Source organism: Halomonas sp. ABH4_019 (assembly GCF_056159885.1).
The window spans coordinates 512,394-532,365 of record NZ_JBSWWC010000003.1 but is presented as its reverse complement, the minus strand read 5'-3'; the positions used below and the strand labels follow the sequence as shown (position 1 = coordinate 532,365).

The 19,972-nt window shown below is 68.2% G+C and carries 17 protein-coding genes; 7 read left to right on the top strand and 10 right to left on the bottom strand.

All coding sequences use genetic code 11. The annotated features are described in order from the left end of the window. Positions 1-39: 39 nt before the first annotated feature. From ACXAFN_RS14810 to ACXAFN_RS14800, 3 genes are all read right to left on the bottom strand, one after another. Positions 40-855 carry a YciI family protein gene (locus ACXAFN_RS14810; protein ID WP_474989803.1) on the bottom strand — a complete coding sequence of 272 codons (816 nt, stop codon included), beginning with the start codon at positions 853-855 and terminating at the stop codon, positions 40-42. 147 nt (positions 856-1,002) lie between these two features. Beyond that, positions 1,003-2,286, bottom strand: coding sequence for an RNA polymerase sigma factor (locus ACXAFN_RS14805; protein WP_474989801.1), 1,284 nt, complete (start codon positions 2,284-2,286; stop codon positions 1,003-1,005). 225 nt (positions 2,287-2,511) lie between these two features. Further along, positions 2,512-3,111: a LysE family translocator gene (locus ACXAFN_RS14800; protein ID WP_474989799.1), complete on the bottom strand. Its 600-nt coding sequence runs from the start codon at positions 3,109-3,111 to the stop codon at positions 2,512-2,514. 99 nt (positions 3,112-3,210) lie between these two features. On the opposite strand from ACXAFN_RS14800, the gene ACXAFN_RS14795 reads away from it, so the two are divergent. Together ACXAFN_RS14795 and ACXAFN_RS14790 are read left to right on the top strand one after the other, a co-directional pair. Next, complete coding sequence (locus tag ACXAFN_RS14795) at positions 3,211-4,608, top strand: aminotransferase-like domain-containing protein (RefSeq protein WP_474989797.1); 1,398 nt, start codon at positions 3,211-3,213, stop codon at positions 4,606-4,608. 252 nt (positions 4,609-4,860) lie between these two features. Further along, entirely contained in the window at positions 4,861-6,069 is a 1,209-nt protein-coding gene (locus tag ACXAFN_RS14790; protein WP_474989795.1) for an ammonium transporter, read from the top strand. Positions 6,070-6,239: 170 nt separating this feature from the next. Here ACXAFN_RS14790 and ACXAFN_RS14785 read toward each other — a convergent pair whose 3' ends face one another. Continuing rightward, positions 6,240-6,668 (bottom strand): GFA family protein, encoded by a 429-nt coding sequence (locus ACXAFN_RS14785; RefSeq protein WP_474989793.1) that lies wholly within the window; start codon positions 6,666-6,668, stop codon positions 6,240-6,242. A gap of 135 nt (positions 6,669-6,803) precedes the next feature. On the opposite strand from ACXAFN_RS14785, the gene ACXAFN_RS14780 reads away from it, so the two are divergent. From ACXAFN_RS14780 to ACXAFN_RS14765, 4 genes are all read left to right on the top strand, one after another. After that, complete coding sequence (locus ACXAFN_RS14780) at positions 6,804-8,510, top strand: chloride channel protein (protein WP_474989791.1); 1,707 nt, start codon at positions 6,804-6,806, stop codon at positions 8,508-8,510. Then, on the top strand, positions 8,500-9,642 hold the full coding sequence (locus tag ACXAFN_RS14775; protein WP_474989789.1) for an extracellular solute-binding protein: 1,143 nt from the start codon (positions 8,500-8,502) through the stop codon (positions 9,640-9,642). The genes ACXAFN_RS14780 and ACXAFN_RS14775 overlap by 11 nt, the downstream gene beginning before the upstream one ends. 143 nt (positions 9,643-9,785) lie before the next feature. After that, positions 9,786-10,778, top strand: coding sequence for a serine hydrolase domain-containing protein (locus ACXAFN_RS14770; protein ID WP_474989787.1), 993 nt, complete (start codon positions 9,786-9,788; stop codon positions 10,776-10,778). A 99-nt stretch (positions 10,779-10,877) separates the two neighbouring features. Next, positions 10,878-11,315 (top strand): secondary thiamine-phosphate synthase enzyme YjbQ, encoded by a 438-nt coding sequence (locus ACXAFN_RS14765; protein WP_474989785.1) that lies wholly within the window; start codon positions 10,878-10,880, stop codon positions 11,313-11,315. Between the two features lie 97 nt (positions 11,316-11,412). Here ACXAFN_RS14765 and ACXAFN_RS14760 read toward each other — a convergent pair whose 3' ends face one another. From ACXAFN_RS14760 to ACXAFN_RS14735, 6 genes are all read right to left on the bottom strand, one after another. Beyond that, a complete protein-coding gene (locus ACXAFN_RS14760; RefSeq protein ID WP_474989783.1) occupies positions 11,413-11,550 on the bottom strand; it encodes a hypothetical protein in 138 nt (45 codons plus the stop codon). Further along, positions 11,547-13,019: a pyruvate kinase gene (gene pyk / locus ACXAFN_RS14755; RefSeq protein ID WP_474989781.1), complete on the bottom strand. Its 1,473-nt coding sequence runs from the start codon at positions 13,017-13,019 to the stop codon at positions 11,547-11,549. The genes ACXAFN_RS14760 and pyk overlap by 4 nt, the downstream gene beginning before the upstream one ends. Positions 13,020-13,077: 58 nt before the next feature. Next, positions 13,078-15,246, bottom strand: a complete 2,169-nt coding sequence (locus tag ACXAFN_RS14750) for a TRAP transporter permease (protein ID WP_474989779.1) — start codon at positions 15,244-15,246, stop codon at positions 13,078-13,080. An 89-nt stretch (positions 15,247-15,335) separates the two neighbouring features. After that, the gene (locus tag ACXAFN_RS14745) at positions 15,336-16,316 is read right to left on the bottom strand and encodes a TAXI family TRAP transporter solute-binding subunit (protein WP_474989777.1); all 981 of its coding nucleotides are present in this window, start codon (positions 16,314-16,316) and stop codon (positions 15,336-15,338) included. A 103-nt stretch (positions 16,317-16,419) separates the two neighbouring features. Further along, a complete protein-coding gene (locus ACXAFN_RS14740) occupies positions 16,420-17,547 on the bottom strand; it encodes a glycerate kinase (protein ID WP_474989775.1) in 1,128 nt (375 codons plus the stop codon). A 66-nt stretch (positions 17,548-17,613) separates the two neighbouring features. Further along, positions 17,614-18,759 carry a tartrate dehydrogenase gene (locus ACXAFN_RS14735; RefSeq protein ID WP_474989773.1) on the bottom strand — a complete coding sequence of 382 codons (1,146 nt, stop codon included), beginning with the start codon at positions 18,757-18,759 and terminating at the stop codon, positions 17,614-17,616. A gap of 59 nt (positions 18,760-18,818) precedes the next feature. Between ACXAFN_RS14735 and ACXAFN_RS14730 the strand changes: the two genes are divergently transcribed. Continuing rightward, on the top strand, positions 18,819-19,718 hold the full coding sequence (locus tag ACXAFN_RS14730) for a LysR family transcriptional regulator (protein ID WP_474989771.1): 900 nt from the start codon (positions 18,819-18,821) through the stop codon (positions 19,716-19,718). Positions 19,719-19,972 lie beyond the last annotated feature (254 nt).

Here is a 19,972-nt window from a genome sequence, read left to right as displayed (position 1 = left end):
TTGTGTCGTCGACACGCTGGGATCATGGGCGCCGTGGGATCACGGACACTGCTCGCTGGGGGTGGCGACCATCCACTGCACGCCGAAGCGGTCGGTCGCCATGCCGAAGCCCTTGGCCCAGAAGGTGGCCTCGAAGGGCATCTGCACCTGGCCGCCCTCGGCCAGGCGCTGGAACACCTCCGCCGCCCGCTCGACGTCCTCGTAGTCGAGGAACAGCTGGGCCCCCTGGGGCGCCTGGTAGCAGTCGCCCATCGCGTCGGCGCCCATCAGGCGATGGCCGCGGACGTTGAGCGAGGCGTGGGCGATCCGGTCGTGCCACTCGTCCGGCACCTCGGCGGCGGCCGGGGTCTCGCCGAAGGTCAGCATCGCCTCCAGGTGGCCGCCGGTGACCTCGGCATAGAAAGTCATCGCCTCGCGGCAGTCGCCGGCGAAACTGAGATGCACCTGCAGCCCCCGGGGCAGCCGGGCCTGGGCGATGTGCCGGTCCAGGCCGGCGCCGGGTTCGAAGTCCTGCATGGCAAAGTAGCGACGCAGCTCGAGGGTGACGCCGCCATCTTCCGGCGGCCACTGCTTGGCCCACTCGATGGCGTCCTCCAGGGAGTCGACCTCGAGCACGCTGTAGCCCGCCAAGAGCTCCTCGGTGGCCGCGAAGGGCCCCGCCACGACCCGCGGCTCGCCATCGCGAAACGCGATCCGGCAGCCCTCCCCGCTGGGGCGCAGGCCATCGCCGGTGACGAAGACGCCGGCGCGGATCATCCGCTCGTTGTAGTCCGACATGGCCTTCAGCAGTTCCTGGCTCGGCAGCTCGCCCGCCTCGGTCGCCGCGTCGGCCTTGCGCATCAGCATGTAGCGCATGACATCGTTCCTCCTGGCTGTGGGGACCTCTCGCCCGGCGCGACTCCGCCGGTGAGGGAGACCTTCTCCCGGCGACCCTTCGCCGGTGAGATACACAGGAGTCGCGCGGCGAGCACGCGAATCGACAGCCCGGCGACATTTTTTTCGCTACGCCGGCGAACCGTGGCCGGGGGCCGGGCCGGCGGCGGCATGGGGCACGGCATCGGCGGGGCCGGCCGCGTCCAGCTCCGCCAGGCGACGCACCAGGAAGCGCCGCTCGGGTTCCTGCACGGTCAGCGCCAGGGCCCGTTGGTAGGCATGGCGCGCCGCCTCGCGATGCCCGGCGCGGCGATGCAGGTCGGCGCGGGCGGCGTGGAAGAGGTGGTAGTCGACCAGCTGATGATGGTCGGCCAGCGCCTCGAGCAGCGCCAGGCCGGCCTCGGGTGAGTCGTGCATGGCCACGGCCACCGCCCGGTTGAGCTCGACCACCGGCGAGGGCTGCTGCCGCTGCAGGGCCCCGTAGAGCCTCACGATGCGCCGCCAGTCAGTGGCCTCGGCACTTTCCGCCTGGGCATGCACGGCGGCGATGGAGGCCTGCAGGGTGTAGGGATCGGTGGGCGTCAGCGCCAGGGCCCGCTCCAGCCAGGCCATGCCGGCGCGGATCTGCCCGGCGTCCCAGCGGCGGCGATCCTGCTCCTCCAGCGGCACCAGCTCGCCCTGCGCGTCCTGGCGCGCCTCGCGGCGGGCGTGGTGGAGCCGCATCAGGGCCAGCAGGCCGAATACCTCGCCCCGGGGCAGCAGCTCGGCCAGGGCCTCGCCCAGGCGCAGCGCCTCGTCGGCGAGCCCCACGTCGACGACCCGCTCGCCGTCGCTGGCGGAATAGCCCTCGTTGAAGATCAGGTAGATCACCCCCAGCACGCCGGGCAGCCGCGATGGCAGCTCGGCGGCATCGGGCACCTCGTAGGGAATGCCGGCGGCGCGCAGCCGACGCTTGGCGCGGACGATGCGCTGGGCCAGGGCGGCCGGACGCTGCAGCAGCGCGCTGGCGACCTGTTCGGTGGTCAGCCCGGCCATCTCGCGCAGGGTCAGCGCCAGGCGGTCGGACATCGACAGCGCGGGATGGCAGCAGGTGAACAGCAGGCGCAGGGGGTCGTCGGCGATGTCGCGGGCCTCCTCGGCCTCGCCCTCGTCGGGCACCAGCAGGTGGGCGTGCTGGCGGGCGGTCTGCCGGCGCCGGATCTGGTCGATGCCGCGGCGATGGCCGACCCGGATCAGCCAGGCCACCGGCGCGTCGGGCACGCCCTCCCCCGGCCAGCGGGCGACGGCCGCGGCGAAGGCGTCGTGCATGGCCTCCTCGGCGGCATCGAAATCGCCGAGGCGGCGAATCAGCGTCGCCAGCACGCGGGGGGCGTGCCGGCGATAGAGGGACTCGATGGAGACCTGGACCTGCATGGCGATAGCGCTCCCGGGGCCGTTCCGTGGCGTGACGCCCATGGCCGGGCCCGACGCGGCCATTCACCGGCTCGCTCGGACGCCCTGGCGCCAGCCTCCAGCATAGTCGCTGGCGGCCTCGGGGGGTCACTCGACGAAAGTGATAGCGACCCGCTTCGCTGCCGACGGCATCGACGGCCGTCGACCGGCATGGCGCGCCTCGTCGCCCTGGGCGCTGCCCCGCCCTCAGCCGAGGATGAAGATCACGCAGGCCGCGGTGAGCGCACCCATGCTGCCGTTGAAAACCCGCCAGGCGCGCGGCCCCTTGAGCCAGCGGCCGATGGCCATGCCGAAGCCCGCCCACATCGCGATGCAGGGCAGCGCCACCAGCTCGGCGAAGCCGGCCAGCACCAGGGCGTTGACCACGGTGTTGCCACCCTCGGGCAGGAAACTCGCCATCAGCGTCAGGCCCATCACCCAGGCCTTGGGGTTGGCGAACTGGAAGGCCGCCGCCTGCCAGAAGCTCTGGGGGCGCCCCTCGGCATCGCCGAAGCGGGGCGGCGGCGCGGTGGCGATGCCCCAGGCCAGGTACAGCAGGTAGAGGCTGCCGGCCACGCGCAGCAGGGTCTGCACCAGCGGGAAGCGCTCGAAGACCATGCCCAGGCCCAAGGCGATGGCCGAGAACAGCACGAAACAGCCGCCCAGGATGCCCAGCAGGTGCGGCAGGGTGCGCCGGAAGCCGTAGTTGGCGCCGGAGGCGGTGAGCATCACGTTGTTGGGGCCGGGCGTGATGGTCATGGAGATCATGAACAGCGACGCGGGCCCGAAGGCGGCCAGGGTGTCCATCGAAATTGTACCCCTACAATTATGGTGAATGGGTTTATTTATGCCGGCTTTTCTGAGCATAATGGGCACAATAACGGCGTCAAAGGTTTTATTGTCACCATGACAATCTGGACACCCGAGCTCCCCGACGGCGGCCCGCGCTACCGCCGTATCGCCGAGGCCATGGCCGAAGCGATCGACAGCGGCGAGCTGGCCCCGGGCGCGAAACTGCCGCCCCAGCGCCAGCTGGCCGACCGCCTGGGCGTCACCGTGGGCACCATCACCCGCGCCTATGCCGAGGCCCAGCGCCACGGCTGGGTCGAGTCCCGGGTCGGCAGCGGCACCTACGTGCGCCGAGCGGCCGAGGACGCGCCGGTACCCTTCTTCCGCGCCGGCCAGCCGGCGGGCGACGGCGTCATCGACATCAGCATGAGCCTGCCGCCGCCCCATCCGCTGCGCGCCCGGGGCCTCAAGCGGGCGCTGGAGGGCATCACCGCCTCGCCGGAGGCCCTGCAGGACGCCACCGAGTATCAGCACGAGGCGGGCAGCGAGGCCCAGCGGGCGCGCATCGCCGCCTGGCAGGGCAGCCTCGGCCTGCCCGACGACCCCGAGCGCCTGCTGATCACGCAGGGCGGCCAGCACGGGATCCACCTGGTGGCGAATGCCCTCGCCCAGCCGGGCGACCTGGTGGCCGCCGATGCCCTTACCTACCCCGGCTTCGTCTGCGCCGCCCAGCAGGCTCACCTGCGTCCGCTGGCGGTGCCGATGGACGCCGACGGCCTGGACGTCGAGGCGCTGGCCCGGCTGTGCGCCCGCCAGCCGCCGCGGCTGCTCTACACCACCCCGGACCTCAACAACCCGACGGGCGCTCGGCTCAGTGAAACCCGCCGCGAGCGGCTGGCGGCCCTGGCCCACGAGCACGATATCTGGCTGATCGAGGATGCCGTGCAGTACCTGCCCGAGGCCCAGCGCGGCACGCCGCTGATCGACCTGGCACCGGAGCGCACCCTGCATATCTTCAGCACCTCCAAGGTGCTGGCCGGCGGGCTGCGCATCGGCAGCCTCACGGTGCCGGAGCAGCTGCAGGAACGCCTCTGCTCGGCCCTGCGCGCCCAGAGCTGGATGGTGCCGCCGTTGATGGTGGAAGCCGCCTGCCGCTGGATGGAGGATCCCGACAGCCGCGAGCTGCTGCGCTGGCAGGTCGACGAGCTGGCCGCCCGCCGCCGCCTGGCACTGGACCGCCTTTCCCCCTACGCTCCGCTGTGCCGCGAGGGCTCGTCGTTGATCTGGCTGCCGCTGCCGGCGGGACGACGCAGCAGCGAGGTGCAGGCGCTGCTGGCCCGGCGCGGGGTCAAGGTCTCCACCCCCGAGCCCTTCTGCATGGGCAGCGAGCCGGCGCCCCAGGCCATTCGGCTGTGCCTGGGCCCGGCCGAGACCCGCGAGACCCTGGAACGCGCCCTGACGATTGTCGACGAGCTGCTCTCCGAGCCGCCCTCCTCGCCCTGGCAGACCCTGTAGGTCGGCCTCCAGGCCCGGTCCGGAGGACGGCGTGCACTCCTTGAGCGCGGCGGCGCGCGCCATTCACCCCAAGCGTGCATGGCGACGCAAAACGGCACCACCAGGGTGCAACTTCGTCACGTGGCGGCTCGCTCGCCCCGTGTCGGTGCCGAGAAAGCACTGATATGGCGCAGCATGCGCCAGAACGGAACACTAATTGCTTATCTCCTGTGAATCTTGCCATTTCCCCATGCATCAGGAGAGATCATTCCCGTGGATATCACGAGTGCCGTCGAGACCCTGACCCAGAGCGCCAACACGCTATTCATCCTGATCGGCGCCATCATGGTGCTGGCCATGCACGCCGGTTTCGCCTTCCTCGAGGTGGGCACGGTGCGCCACAAGAACCAGGTCAACGCCCTGGTCAAGATCATGACCGACTTCGGCGTCTCGGCGCTGGTCTACTTCTTCGTCGGCTACTTTATCGCCTACGACACCCACTTCTTCGCCGGCGCCGAGGAACTGACCGCCGGCCACGGCTATGCCCTGGTGAAGTTCTTCTTCCTGATGACCTTCGCCGCGGCGATCCCGGCCATCGTTTCCGGGGGCATCGCCGAGCGCGCCCGCTTCTACCCCATGCTGGTCGCCGCCGGGGCGGTCGTCGGGCTGGTCTATCCGTTCTTCGAGGGCATCGTCTGGAACGGCAACTACGGCCTGCAGGACTGGCTCGCCGCCACCTTCGGCGCCGGCTTCCACGACTTCGCCGGCTCCGTGGTGGTGCACGCCTTCGGCGGCTGGGTGGCGCTGGTGGCGCTGCTGCTGCTGGGCGCCCGCCGCGGCCGCTATCGCGGCGGCAAGGTGGTGGCCTTCGCGCCTTCCAACATCCCCTTCCTGTCGCTGGGCGCCTGGATCCTGACCATCGGCTGGTTCGGCTTCAACGTCATGTCGGCCCAGACGCTGGACAGCATCAGCGGCCTGGTGGCGGTCAACAGCCTGATGGCCATGGTCGGCGGCATCCTGGTCGCCATGGTGCTGGGCAAGAAGGACCCGGGCTTCATCCATAACGGCCCGCTGGCCGGCCTGGTGGCGGTGTGCGCCGGCTCCGACCTGATGCACCCCATCGGTGCGCTGATTACCGGCGGCGTGGCCGGCGCGCTGTTCGTGTGGCTCTTCGAGTGGGCCCAGGAACGCGTCGAGCGCCTCGACGACGTGCTGGGCGTGTGGCCGCTGCACGGGGTGTGCGGCGTGTGGGGCGGCATCGCCGCAGGCATCTTCGGCCAGGCGGGTCTGGGCGGCCTCGGCGGCGTCAGCCTGATGTCCCAGCTGATCGGCTCGCTGGCCGGCGTGGCGGTCGCGGTGATCGGCGGCCTGGTGGTCTACGGCCTGGTGGCCAAGGTCTGCGGCCTGCGCCTCAGCCAGGAAGAGGAATACAACGGCGCCGACCTCAGCATCCACCGTATCGGCGCCACCTCGCTGGACTGAATCGCCGCGAATCGAGACGACGCGGGGCCCAGCCGGCCCCGCGTTCCATGCCCGAATCCCGCCCTGGGCCTCCTGACCCTAGGCCTCCCCTCTTTCTCCCGCTCCTTTCCCCTCGCTCCTTTCCCCTCGCTCCTTGCCCCTCGTACCTCATCCCTCATCCCCCTCCCCCTTCACTCCTCCAGCGTCTCCCCGGATCCGCCGAGCTCCGCCGGCACGTCCTTCATCTTGGGCAAGCCATCGGGAATGCGCAGTACCGCTTCCTGGTAGTGCACGTGCAGCTGGGGCGCGAAGGCCAGCTCGGGCAGCAGCGCCGCATAGACATCGACCAGCCCCATCTCCGGGTGCTCGGTCAGCACGTGCCCGCCGCAGTGCCGACACCAGCGGCGCCGGCTGGCGGACGTCTTCTGGTAGCTTTCCAGCGCCTCTTCCCCCCGAGCGATCCGCACCGCATCGGGCTTCCAGAGGCTGAAGGCATTCACCGGGCCGGCCGACCAATGTCGGCAGGACTCACAATGGCAATAGCCCATGGCCTCTGGCTCGCCTTCGACCTCGACCTGGACGGCGCCACAGAAGCAGCCGCCGCGATAGCCTTGACTCATCGTCCACCTCCCGTGTCTCCATCGGATGCCCGTTCAGTGTAGCCGCCGAGGTGGACCATCCCTTACCCAGCGCCTACACCTTGTTACATGACCAAGCCGGATACAGGGAAAGTCGAGGGCCGCGGGGCACGGGGCGTGCTGCGCTTTCTGGGACTGGTGGCGCTGGGCGGCGTGATCGGCGGCGTGGCGGCGCTGGCCGCCGTGGGCTTCGTCAGTGCGGTGCTGTGGCTCAACGACCTGCTGCTGATCTCCCCGCGCGGGCGCATGATGCTCGCCCATCCCGAATGGCTGGCGGTGGCCACCGTCCTGGTGCCGACCCTGGGCGGGCTGGTGGTCGGCCAGCTGCACCGGGCCATTCCCGAGGGCCGCCCCCACACCCCCGCCGACGTCATCGCCGCCGTGCAGACCCGGCGCGGCCGGCTGCCGCCCAGAGCCGGGGCGCTCTCCGCCCTGTCTGGCCTGGTGTCGCTGGGCGCCGGGGCCTCGGTGGGCCAGTACGGCCCGCTGGTGCACATGGGCGCGAGCCTCGGCTCGTCGGGCGCGCGGCTGCTGCACCTGGGCCGCTCCGAGGACAACATCACCATCGCCTGCGGGGTGGCCGCGGCCATCGCCACCGCCTTCAATGCGCCGCTGGCCGGCATCGTCTTCGCCCACGAGGTGGTGCTGCGCCACTATGCGCTGCGGGCCTTCGCCCCGGTGGCCGCCGCCGCCCTGGTGGGGCACGTGATCGCCGCCCAGGTGCTGGACCGCGGCGCGCTCTTCCACGTGGTCGACCTGGCCATCCCCCGCCCTTGGGAGTTCGCCGTCTTCCTGGCCATCGGCGGGCTGGGCGCGCTGGTGGCCGGGGGCTACATGAACGCCATCCTCGGCGTGGGACGGCTGGCCAGGCGCCTGCCGTTGCCCGCCCCGCTGCACCCGGCGCTGGCCGGGGCGCTGCTCGGCGTGACCGCGCTGTGGGTACCCGACATCCTCGGCATGGGCCAGGAGACGCTGCGCTTCGCCACCATCGCCGGGGCCTTCGGCGGGGTCGAGCTCGCGGTGGTGATGCTGCTCAAGCTGGGCGCCACGGCGCTGTGCCTGGGAATGGGCTTCGGCGGCGGGATCTTCAGCCCGGCGCTGGTGATCGGCACGCTGTTCGGGGCCCTGTGCGGCACCCTGGTGGCGATGGTCGGCGGCGCCCAGGATACCTTCGTCTTCTATGCCATCTGCGGCATGGTCGCGGTCACCGCGCCGGTGATCGGCGCGCCCCTGACCAGCCTGCTGATCGTCTTCGAGCTCACCGGCAGCTATGCGCTGACCACCGCGGCGCTGGCCAGCGTGACCCTGGCGAGCCCCATCGCCGCCCAGCTGTTCGGCCGCTCGCTGTTCGACATCCAGTTGACGGCCCGGGGCCTGGACCTGTCCTCGGGGCGCAGCCGGGCGGTACTGGAAGACGCGCGGCTGGGCGACCTGCTGAGCCAGGAGGGCGTGCGCCTGCGCCCCGAGACCTCGGTCGACGAGGCCGTCCGCGCACTGGGCCAGTCGGGCCACGGGGAGGCCTACCGAGTGGACGCCAAGGGCCGCTACCGGGGCAGCCTCACCCTGGCCGACCTGGAGGTGATGCGCGAGGCCGGCCAGGGTACGGCGCCGATCGCCGATTGCCCGACCACGCCGCGCCCGGTGCTGGGGCCCGAGGCCTCGGTCTGGATGGCCATGCGCCAGTTGCAGGAGATGACCGGCGAGGCCATCGCCGTGGTCGACGAGCAGGACGTCTTCCACGGCGTGGTCTTCGAGGCGAGCATCGCCCGGGCCTTCCTGCGCTACAGCGACGAACTCCGACGGGAGGAACACGGTGCGGGCTAGACGACGCCTGGGCGCCCTCGCCCTGACCCTGATGCTCGCCCCGGCCCTGCCGATGCCGGGCCCGTCGGCGCCGGCCCGGGGCGATCCCGCCGCCGCGCCGGCAGCCGAACCGCTGACGGTGCTGAGCTGGGGCGGCGCCTACGAGCGGGCCCAGCAACGGGCGCTGTTCGCGCCCTTCACCGAGGCCACCGGCATCCCGGTCGCCGTGGCGCGCTACGACGGCGGCCTGGCGGCGCTGCGCCGCGCGGTGGCCCAGCAGGACGTGCCCTGGGACGTGATCGACATGACCCGCAGCGAGGCCATGGCGGCCTGCGAGGCGGGCCTGCTGGCGCCGCTGGAGCGGGATCTCGCCGCCCCGGCCCCGGACGGCACGCCCGCCGAGCGCGACTTCATCGACGACGCCTTCGGGGCCTGCAGCCTCACCCACTCGGTGTTCGCTACCGTGGTCGCCTATCGCCCCGACGCCTTCCCCGGGCGCCGCCCCACCGAGATCGCCGACCTCTTCGACCAGCGACGCTTCCCCGGCCCCCGAGCCCTGCAGCGCACGCCCTCGGTGAACCTCGAGTGGGCGCTGCTTTCCTACGGCGTGCCCCACGAGGAACTGTACCGACTGCTCAGCACTCGGCGGGGCCTGTCGCTGGCACTCACCCGGCTGGCCGGCCTCGAGGGCCTGCGCTGGTGGGAGACCGGCAGCACGCCCGCGCAGCTGCTGATCGACGGCGAGGTGACCATGGCTTCGGGCTACAACGGGCGCTTCTTCGACGCCATGATCAACCGCGACGCGCCAATCGCCATCCTCTGGGACGGCCAGGTCCAGGAGCACGAGGTGTGGGCGATTCCGCGCCACGCTTCCCATCCCGAGGCGGCACGCCGCTTCATTCGCTACGCCACCGCCACCGAGCGCCAGGCGGCGCTGACCCGCTACATTCCCTACGGCCCGTCGCGGCACAGCGCGACCGAGCGCATCACCACCCACGCCGACAGCGGCATCGACATGCGCCTGCATATCCCCACCCACCCGCTCAACGCCCAGGGGGCGGTGGCCAAGGACGAGACCTGGTACGCGCGGACCCACGAGCGCATCGGCGACTACTTCCGCGCCGCGCTGCTGGGCGAGACCGGCGGCGACTGAAAAGAGTGGCCGCAGGACGCCGTGTACGCCGCCCCGGGATGTCGGCACCGGAACCCGGCCGAGAATCCGCGATCCACTCTGAAGCCCTGCCGGTCTCGGCCCGGCGGCTCTCTTCGACGCCCCAAGCAATGGAATCGCATCTCATGATCACTCGCCGCGCCTTCACCAAGCTGGCCCTCGCGGGTCTCGCCGCGCCCTGTACCACGCTCGCGTTCGGCCAGCAGGGCGACGACATCGACCAGGCCCTCGGCGGCCTCGACCAGTTGCACTCGCTGCAGGTCCAGCTCGGCGACCGGCTGCTGGTCGCCGAAGCGCCGAGGGGCCCGGGCCTGGACGCGCTGGCGGCCATCAAGTCCTGGGTGGCGCTGCTGCTGGGGAGCTGCATCGCCCGGGGCGAGATCCGGTCGGTCACCAGCCGCCTCGTCGACGTCTCGCCCTCGATCGTGCCGCCGGATGCCACCGAGGGCGTCGACGACCTCACGCTGGAGGACCTGGTGACGCTTCAGGCCGGGCTCGAGAGCACCTCGGGCGCGCAATACGGGGCCTGGGTGGCCTCGTCCGACTGGTTGGCCGATGCCCTGACCCGGCCCATGGTGGCGACGCCCGGCGGCCGCATGATCTATTCGACCGGCACCACCCATGTGCTGGGCGCCGCCCTGGCCGAGGCCTCGGGCCAGAGCCTGCTCGAGCTCGCGCGCCGGCGGCTCGGGGAACCGATGGGGCTCGAGATCCCGCCCTGGGTCCGCGACCCCCAGGGCTACTACCTCGGCGGCAACGGGATGGCGCTGACGCCCCGGGCGATGCTGTCGCTGGCCCGATTGATGCGCGATGACGGCCGCTTCAACGGCCGGCAGGTCATCCCCGCCGACTGGATCCACGCCTCCATCGAGCCCCGCGCGCGCTCCCCCTACTCGGGCATGGGCTACGGCTATGGCTGGTTCATCAGCGACAGCGGCTACGTCCTGGCCCGAGGCTATGGCGGCCAGGTCATCGCCGCGCATCGGGAGCGCGGCCTGGCCGTCGCCATCACCTCCGACCCGAACCGCCCGGCCCGGTCGGCCGGCTATTTCGGCGACCTCATGCGGCTGCTCGATGGCCCCATCCTGCGATTGGCCGACGCAGGCCGCGACGCCTGAGACGCCCCCTCTTCAGCCGGAATCGAGGCCAGGCCCGGGGGTGTCGTCGCGGGTCGTCCTCGCCTATCCTGAGCGCCCACCACGCCAAGGGAGAGCATCATGTTCTGGGACCAGCAGGAAATTCGCCTCGCCCCGCGCGAACGGGGCTTCCACCTGATCACCGACGAGATCACGCGCGCCCTGCCCGGCCTGGGGGAGCTCGAGGTCGGCCTGCTGCACCTGCAGCTCCTCCATACCTCGGCCTCGCTGACCCTTAACGAGAACGCCGACCCGGACGTGCGCCACGATCTGGACGCCTTCCTGCGCGACCTGGTGCCCGGCGACCTGCCCTACTTCCGCCACACCCTGGAGGGCCCGGACGACATGCCCGCCCACGTGGCGGCCAGCCTGCTCGGCACCCAGCTGACCCTGGCGGTGCGCGACGGCCGCCTGGCACTGGGCACCTGGCAGGACATCTGGCTCGGCGAACATCGGGATCAGGGCGGCGGACGGCGACTCATCGCCACCCTCAACGGGCGCCAGGCCGAGGATCGATAACAGGGTTCCGGCCCGACAACCTCCACGCGCGTGATCGGGCCCTTCCGAGAACATCCTGGTGGATCGACACGCCTCCCGGCCGCCGGCGATTGACGCCTCAGCCCTCAATCTCGTGGTCGGCGAGCCGTTCCAGGGCCTGGGCGATGCCACCGTTGGCGGCGCAGGCCTGTAACAGCAGGTGGCCCACCATGGGACGGCCCATGATGCCGAGACCACTAAAACCGATCTTGCTCATCCGGTTTTCCCGTAGGGAGGACTAGTTACGGTCAGGAGTTTCAGGGTATTGGTGCCGCCGTGGGCGTTCATGTGATCGCCGCGGGTGAGGATGACGTGATCGCCCGGCTCGGCGATGGCCCGCTCCACCAGCAGCGCCATGGCCCGATCGTTGAGCTCGGTGGCGTCCATCTCGCTGGTGTCGAAGGGCAGCGAGATCACCCCACGATACAGCGCCATGCGCCGCTGGGCGACGGGGTTGTGGGCCAGCCCGACGATCGGCAGCCCCGAGCGGATCCGGGAGGCGATCAGCGGCGTGTAGCCGGTGGCGGTCATGCAGGCGATGGCGGCCACCCCGGTCAGGTGGTTGGCGGCATACATGGCCGAGAGCGCGATGGTCTCGTCGATCCTGGAAAAGCCCTCGTGGATGCGGTGCCCGGAGGACTGGGCGATGCGCTCGCGCTCGGCGCCCAGGCACACCCGCGCCATGGCCTCCACGGTCTCCACCGGGAAGTCGCCGGCGGCGGTCTCGGCGGACAGCATCACCGCGTCGGTGGCGTCGAGCACCGCGTTGGCCACGTCGAACACCTCGGCGCGGGTCGGCAGCGGCGCCTCGATCATCGACTCCATCATCTGGGTGGCGGTGATCACCGCGCGGTTGAGGCTGCGGGCGTGCTTGATGATGCGCTTCTGGGTGCCGATCAGCGCCTCGTCGCCGATCTCCACGCCGAGATCGCCGCGGGCCACCATCACCGCCTGGCTGGCCTCGATGATGCCGTCCAGGGTGGCGTCGTCGGCCACCGCCTCGGCGCGTTCGAGCTTGGCCACCAGGCCGATGTCGGCCCCGGCCTCGCCGAGCAGCTCGCGGGCCTCGACCATGTCGGCGGCGCTGCGCGGGAAGGACACCGCCAGGTAGTCGACGCCGATGCTCACCGCGGTCTCCAGGTCGGCCTTGTCCTTGTCGGTCAGCGCCGGGGCGGACAGCCCGCCGCCCTGCTTGTTGATGCCCTTGTTGTTGGACAGCTCGCCGCCCACCACCACGCGGGTGTGGATGGAGCTGCCGTCGACCTTCACCACGTCGAGCACCAGCCGGCCGTCGTCGAGCAGCAGGCGGTCGCCGGCGGCCACGTCGGCGGCCAGGGCCTGGTAATCGCAGCCGACCCGCTCGGCGTCGCCGGCCTCGCGGTCGAGGGCCACGTCGATGACGAAGGGCGCGCCCTCGGTGAGGCTGACCTTGCCGTCGCGGAAGCGGGCGATGCGGATCTTGGGGCCCTGGAGGTCGCCCAGGGCGGCGACGCTTCGGCCCTGGCGGGCGGCGATCTCGCGCACCGCGGCCAGGCGGCGGCGGTGGTCGTCCGGGGCGCCGTGGGAGAAGTTGAGGCGCACCACGTCGACGCCGGCGGCGATCATCGCCTCCAGCACGCCGTCGCGGTCGCTGGCGGGACCCAGGGTGGCGACGATCTTGGTGCGACGTAAAGGAGATCGTGTCATGGGAATCCTGACGGTAGGAAGAAGGGAACGGGGGCCGTCGGCCCCCGGTGTCGGTGAATCAGGCTTGCGCCTTGGGATCGGGCCTGGCCTTGAGGGCCGCCAGCTGCCACGCCAGCACCAGCGCCCCCAGTGCAATGCCCACCAGATCGGTCAGCCAGCCACCGGCGATCATCGACAAGGCAGCCACCACCAGCAGCAGGCGTTGCAGCAGGTTCACCCGGCCATTGAGGAACCAGGCCTGCACCGCGGCCGCCAGCAGATAGATGCCGACACCGGCGGTCAGGGCCACGCGCAGGATCTCTAAACCGCTGCCGTCCATCAGCAGGGCCGGGTTGTAGAAGAACATGAAGGGCACGATGAAGGCCGCCAGGCCGAACTTGAAGGAGGTGGCCGCGGTTTTCAGCGGATTGGTGCCGGAGATGGCCGCCGCGGCGTAGCCGGCCAGCGCCACGGGCGGGGTGATCGCCGACAGCACCGCGTAATAGAACACGAAGAAGTGCGAGACCAGCGGCGAGATACCGATTTCCTGAAGGCCGGGCGCCACCACGGAGGCCGCCACGGCATAGGCCGCGGTGGTCGGCATGCCCATGCCGAGCAGGATCGAGATGCACATGGCAAAGAACAGCGCCAGTAGATGGCTGGCATCGGCGATGCCCAACAGCATGGAAGCGAAGCGCGCGCCGATGCCGGTCAGCGAGATGACGCCGACGATGATCCCGGCGCAGGCGCAGACGGCGATCAACGGAATGGCCATGCGCGCCCCCAGCGAGAGCGCATTGAGCAGGGCCCGCGGCCCCATCCAGTGCGGGGTGAACCAGGACACCACGGCGGCGCTGAGCATGGCCAGGGTGCCGGCACGAATCACCGAGTAGCCCTGGAACAGCGTCACGATCAGGATGATGATCGGCAGGAACAGGTAGACCTGCTTGAGCAGCTGGCCGAAGACCGGCAGTTGATCCCTTGGCAGCCCCTGCATGCCGTCACGGCGCGCCTCCAGATCGACCATCAGGAAGATCGAGAGGAAGTAAAGCGCCGCCGGGATGAGCGCCGCGATGGCAATCTCGGTATAGGGGATACCGGTCACCTCGGCCATGATGAAGGCGCCCGCCCCCATGATCGGCGGCACGATCTGTCCGCCGGTGGATGCCGCGGCCTCGATGCCGCCGGCACTCCTCGGGTGATAGCCCACCTTCTTCATCAGCGGGATGGTCAGCGAGCCGGTCGCCACCACATTGCCCGCCGAGGTGCCATTGATCATGCCCATCAGGCCGGAGGCGAAGACCGCCACCTTGGCAGGACCGCCCCGTGCACGACCGGCGGCCGCGAAGGCAAAGTTCACGAAGTAGTCACCGACACGCGATGCCTGCAGGAAGGCGGCGAAGGTAATGAACAGAATGATGTAGGTGGAGGACACGGCGGTGGTCGGTCCCAGCACACCATTGTCGGTATACAGATAGGTAAAGAAGCGCGAGGCCGTGTAACCGCGATGCTCCAGCAGGCCCGGCAGGTACGGGCCGGCAAAGGAATAGACGAGGAACACGCCGGTGATGATGATCAGGGCCAGTCCTGCCACGCGGCGAGTCAGCTCCATGATCAAGACCACGCCGGTCGCCGCGACCAGCATGTCGACCGGGTTGGCCATCGGCATACCGGCCGTCATGCGCCAGCGTCCCAGCACCAGCACCAGGTAGGCCGCCACCAGCGTCGAGACCACGATCAGCACCAGGTCGGCCCAGTTGATCGAATCGCTCGCGCTGCGCCAGGTCCAGCCAGCGATGAGCGCCACCGCCGCGGCCACTGCCAGTGACAGGCTGAAATGGGTAAGCACCCAGGCCGCGGGTGAAACGCCCTGAACGCCGGCGAGGAACCAGGCGTACAGCAGACAGACCGTGGCATAGCCGGCGGCCAGTAGGCCCGGGACCAGAGCCAGCCACTCGGCCCTCGACATCCGGCGGGATGCGCTGTGTCGCTCCAGGCTCATGGCCGCCGTGATGGCGAAACCGATGGCCAGGCCACCCGCCACGTGAATGATCCGGAAGGTCCAGGTCTCGATCGGCTCGATGTTGAGTGCATAGAGGTGCAAGGCGGTAAAGAACACACAGGCAAGAAACACCGTCTTGCCGAGCACGCCGGAGAGGACGCGTTCATTGTGAGCCAGGGGGGCGTCGGCGACACCTTCATTGCCGATCTTGCCCGCGGCCTCTTCACTTCGAATATCTTGGGTCATGCCAGGTCACCATGAGGGTTACGAATGCCCGGTGGCCTCACGACGCGCAAGGCGCCGGCCGTCCGGCCGGCGCCCCTGTCACGTGAGGTTCAGCCGCGCAGGTCTTCCGGGATGTCGTAGCCGTTCTCCTCGAACCAGCGCACGGCGCCCGGATGCCAGGGAATGAGCGCGTTGTGCTCGAGGTTCTGCGGCAGGGTTTCCTTGGCGGAACCATGTACCTGTTTCATGCGTTCCTGGTTTTCCATGACCGTCTTGGTCACCTCATAGACCAGTGACTCGGGCATGTCCTTGTGGGTGATCGCAAAATTCCACAGGGAAATGGCCGGCACGTCCTCTTCCAGGCTGCTGTAGGCCGCGGCCGGAATGGCCGACTGGCTGAGCTCGGGATAGTCGCCGAGCACCTGGGACATTTCCTCCTCCGAGAAGGAGAAGATGTTCACATCGGCCTGGGCCTCCAACTGGCTGAAGGCGGAGACGGGAATCCCCGAGGCGAAGGCGAAGGCATCGATAAGGCCATCCTGAACCTGGCCGGCCTGGTCGGCGGCGCCGCCGTTCTGGGCTTCCACGGAGATGTCCAGCTTGTCGAACAGCTGGGGAAAGTAGAGATCCCCCGTGCCACCGGCCGGCCCGATACCGACCGTCTTGCCGTCGAGATCGGAGATCGAGTCGATCCCCGAGCCTTCCAGGGCGATCACCTGCAGGGCGGTCTGATACATCGGGAAGACCGCGCGCACATCGGTGTGCTCGACATCCGGCGCGAGCTGGCTGTTGCCGTTCCAGGCCTGATAGGCCGGGCCGGTAGTGACCATGCCGAAGTCACTCTCCCCCATCTGCACGAGCGTGACGTTCTGCACCGGCCCGCCGGTGACCTCGGCCCCGAACGACACCCCGGTCTTCTCGCCGACCAGGTTGCCCCAGCCCGAGCCGTAGATGTAATAGGTCGCCCCCTGGCTGCCCGTGGCGATGGACAGGCTCTGCGGCCAGTCTTCCCGGTTGGCGTTATCCTGGGCGAAGCTGCCGCCGGCGATCGTGGCACACAGGGCGGCGGTGGCAATCTTGTAGCATTTCATGGCGCACTCCAGTTAGCGAAGATCTTGTGGTTGTTGGAGATTTCTTGGAAACCGCTATTCCGTTCAGGACATACTCCTCCCGCTACAGTCGATGCATTTGCGTTCAGGCTGCCAGCAACCTGACGATCGCCTCGCACCGGTCACTCAACAGCGCCGGTGTCCGCTGAATGGCCGTGGCCAATGACATCGGGCCATCCGCCAGCCCGAAGGCCGCGGTGACGCCCTGCTCATGGGCTGCCCGCCAGCCCTCTGCCAACTGACCGGCGAGCACGACCACCGGCACTCCATGCTCCCGGGCCAGGCGCGCGATGCCGATGGGCGTCTTGCCGGACAGGCTCTGGCCATCGAGCCGCCCCTCCCCGGTGATCACCAGGTCCGCGCCCTTCAACTTGTCGGCAAAATCGACCTGCTCCATGACCACCCGGATGCCGGGCTTCAGGGAGGCCCCCAGGAACGCCATGGCGGCATAGCCCATGCCGCCCGCGGCACCGGCCCCCGGTGTGTGGCGCACATCCCGCCCGATCGCCGTCGACACCCGATCGGCGAAGACGCCGAGGGCCGTCTCCAGGGTTTCCACCTCCTCGGCCGAGGCCCCCTTCTGGGGGCCATAGACCGCCGTGGCTCCCTGAGCTCCCAGCAGAGGATTGTCGACGTCGACGGCGGCCACGACGGACAGCTCCTCGAGGCGGGGATCCAGCCCCGCAAGGTCGACCCGGTCGAGGCGCTGGAGGTGACCGGCCCCGAGCGGTAGCGGCTGACCGTCCGCGTCCAGCAGGCGGCCCCCCAGCGCGACTAGTAGCCCGGCTCCGGCATCATTGGTGGCGCTTCCGCCGAGCGTCAGCACCAGGGAGCGAGCGCCGGTGTCCAGGGCCTCGCCGATGAGCTGCCCGACGCCATAGGTGGTGCTGTCGCCCAGGGCGTGTCGCGTGATGTCCACCGACGGCAGACCGCAGGCTTCGGCGAGCTCGATGTAGGCCGTGGCGGAAGCCGCATGCCAGCCCCAGGCAGCGTTGACGGGCCGGGAATAGGCATCGAGCACCTCGGCATGGCGGCGCTCTGCCGCCGTGGACGACAGCAGAGCGGCCAGCGTGCCCTCGCCACCGTCACCCATCGGGCAGATCACCACCTGGGCCCCGGGCACGGCACGCTGCACGCCCAGTGCCATCGCCTCGGCGGACTCCCGGGCCGATAGCGAGCCCTTGTAACTGTCCGGTGCGATGACGATCTTCATGGGCACAAGCTCCTGTCGAGGTGGCGGCCCCATGGGCGGGGCGTCCGGCCGAGCACAAGGGTCGAATTACTGCTGTTCGATGTCGTTGCAGATGGCTTGGGTCAGATCCCGGGTCATGGCGGAGCCGCCGAGGTCCTTGGTCTGCAGGCCAGAGGCCGTGAGCCGCTCGATGGCCGCCATCAGCCGCTCGCAAGCCGTGGTCTCGCCGAGGTTCTCGAGCATCATGGCCGCCGTCCAGAATGAGCCCACAGGGTTGGCGATGCCCTTGCCCGCGATATCGAAGGCCGAACCATGAATGGGTTCGAACATGGAGGGAAAGCGCTTCTCCGGATTGAGGTTGGCGGTAGGTGCGATGCCCAGGCTGCCAGACAGGGCAGCCGCCAGGTCGGAGATAATATCGGCATGCAGGTTGGTGGCCACGATGGTGTCCATGGTCTCGGGCTTGAGTACCATCCGGGTGGTTACCGCATCGACCAGCTCACGGTCGATCTCCACGTCCGGAAAATCCTTGGCGACCTCGAAGAAGACCTCGTCCCACAGCACCATGCCGTGGCGCTGGGCATTGGACTTGGTGACCAGGGTCAGCTTCTTGCGCGGACGGCCTTGCGCCAGCTGGAAGGCGAAACGGTGAATGCGCTCGATGCCCTGGCGCGTGAAGACGGAGACCTCGGTGCCGACCTCTTCGGGATGCCCGTGGTGAACACGCCCACCGTTGCCGGAATACTCGCCTTCGCTGTTTTCCCGCACGATGACCCAGTCGATGGCATCGGCGCCCTTCAGGCGGCTGTCCACACCGGGCAGCACGCGGGCCGGACGCACGTTGGCGTACTGGTCGAACCCCTGACAGATGGCCAGACGAAGGTCCCACAGCGAGACATGGTCGGGCACCTCTTCGCTGCCCACGGCGCCAAAATAGATCGCATCGAAGCTGGCCAGCTTCTCGAGTCCACCCTCGGGAATATATTCTCCCTTCTCGATATACCGCTTGGAGCTCCAGTCGAAATCCTCGAACTCGAAGGCAAAGTCGCCGCTCTTATCGGCCAGTGTTTCCAGAACTTTTTTTCCGGCCTCGATGACCTCTAGCCCAATGCCATCTCCGGGAATGACGGCGACACGATGACTACGCATACTCGAGCTCCTGATTTGGATTATTGAAACATCAAGCCGGCACTTAAGATCATGCCTGACGTTCCACCAAACCCTAGATGACATTTACGTCCACATACAATACACTGCAGGTTAATATAGAAATAACCGAAGAGTTAACAATCATGTCGAACACGGACTTCGAGTTCTTTATCTCACTGTATCAGGCTGGCAGCATCTCCAAGGCAGCGCGAGAAATGGATATCACACCCGCGGCAGCCAGCAAGCGGCTCTCCAGTATTGAACGCAACATCGGATGTCAGCTGGTCACACGATCGACCAGAGCCATGAGTTTGACCCCCAACGGAGCCCTCTACCTCGAATATGCAAAAAAAGTCACTTACACAATAGAAGAGATGAAAAACGCCTTACAAGAAAACAACGATGAAGCAGAGGGGTTGATCCGAATCAACGCACCTTTTGGCTTCGGGAGAAAGTACATCACTAGCTTTATCTCTGACTTCATAAAAGAAAACCCGAAGGCGGAGTGCCAACTACAGCTGTCCGATCATCCCTTGAATCTTGTCGCCAATTCATTTGACGTTGGCATTCGCTTTGGCAGCCTTCCCAACTCGGGCCTCCATGCCAAGAAAATCGCGTCACATCAACGCCTTCTGTGTGCCTCCCCCTCCTATCTCGCCGAGTATGGTGAACCATCCCAACCTAGTGACCTCATCCAGCACAACTGTATAGTTTTAAGACAGAACGAAGACACTTACGGCAATTGGAACTTCTCGAAGGATGACCAAACACATCATGTTCAAGTCAGGGGAAACATGAGCGCCAACGATGGAGAAAGCGTTCTCACTTGGGCCTTAAACGGACATGGAATAGCCATACGCGCCGAATGGGACGTTCATCACCATATCGACAACGGAGCGCTAAGGAGAGTAATGAAAAATTACTCACTACCCAACGCCGACATTTACGCCGTCTATCCTTACAACCAGCATGTGCCTTTACGCGTACGCCGATTCATCGACTTCATCTCGACCAGGATGAGCACCTTGCCTTTCAAGACCTAACTTATCGACACCCTGACACCACAGGAAAATTTGATGCCTCATGAACCTCACCCAAGATTCAAAACAAAACTCCGCCACCCACTTCCCATGAGACATATAATCAAACCATGAATTCAAGCGGTGCGATACCGAACAAATCAAGACGATCACCAGACTAACTTCCCGCTACTGGAAATCTACGACAACACGAACACCATGCCGGTGAGATTCGATTTCCGCCGGCGGCATCCATCAATGGCGCAGTATCCAATGGA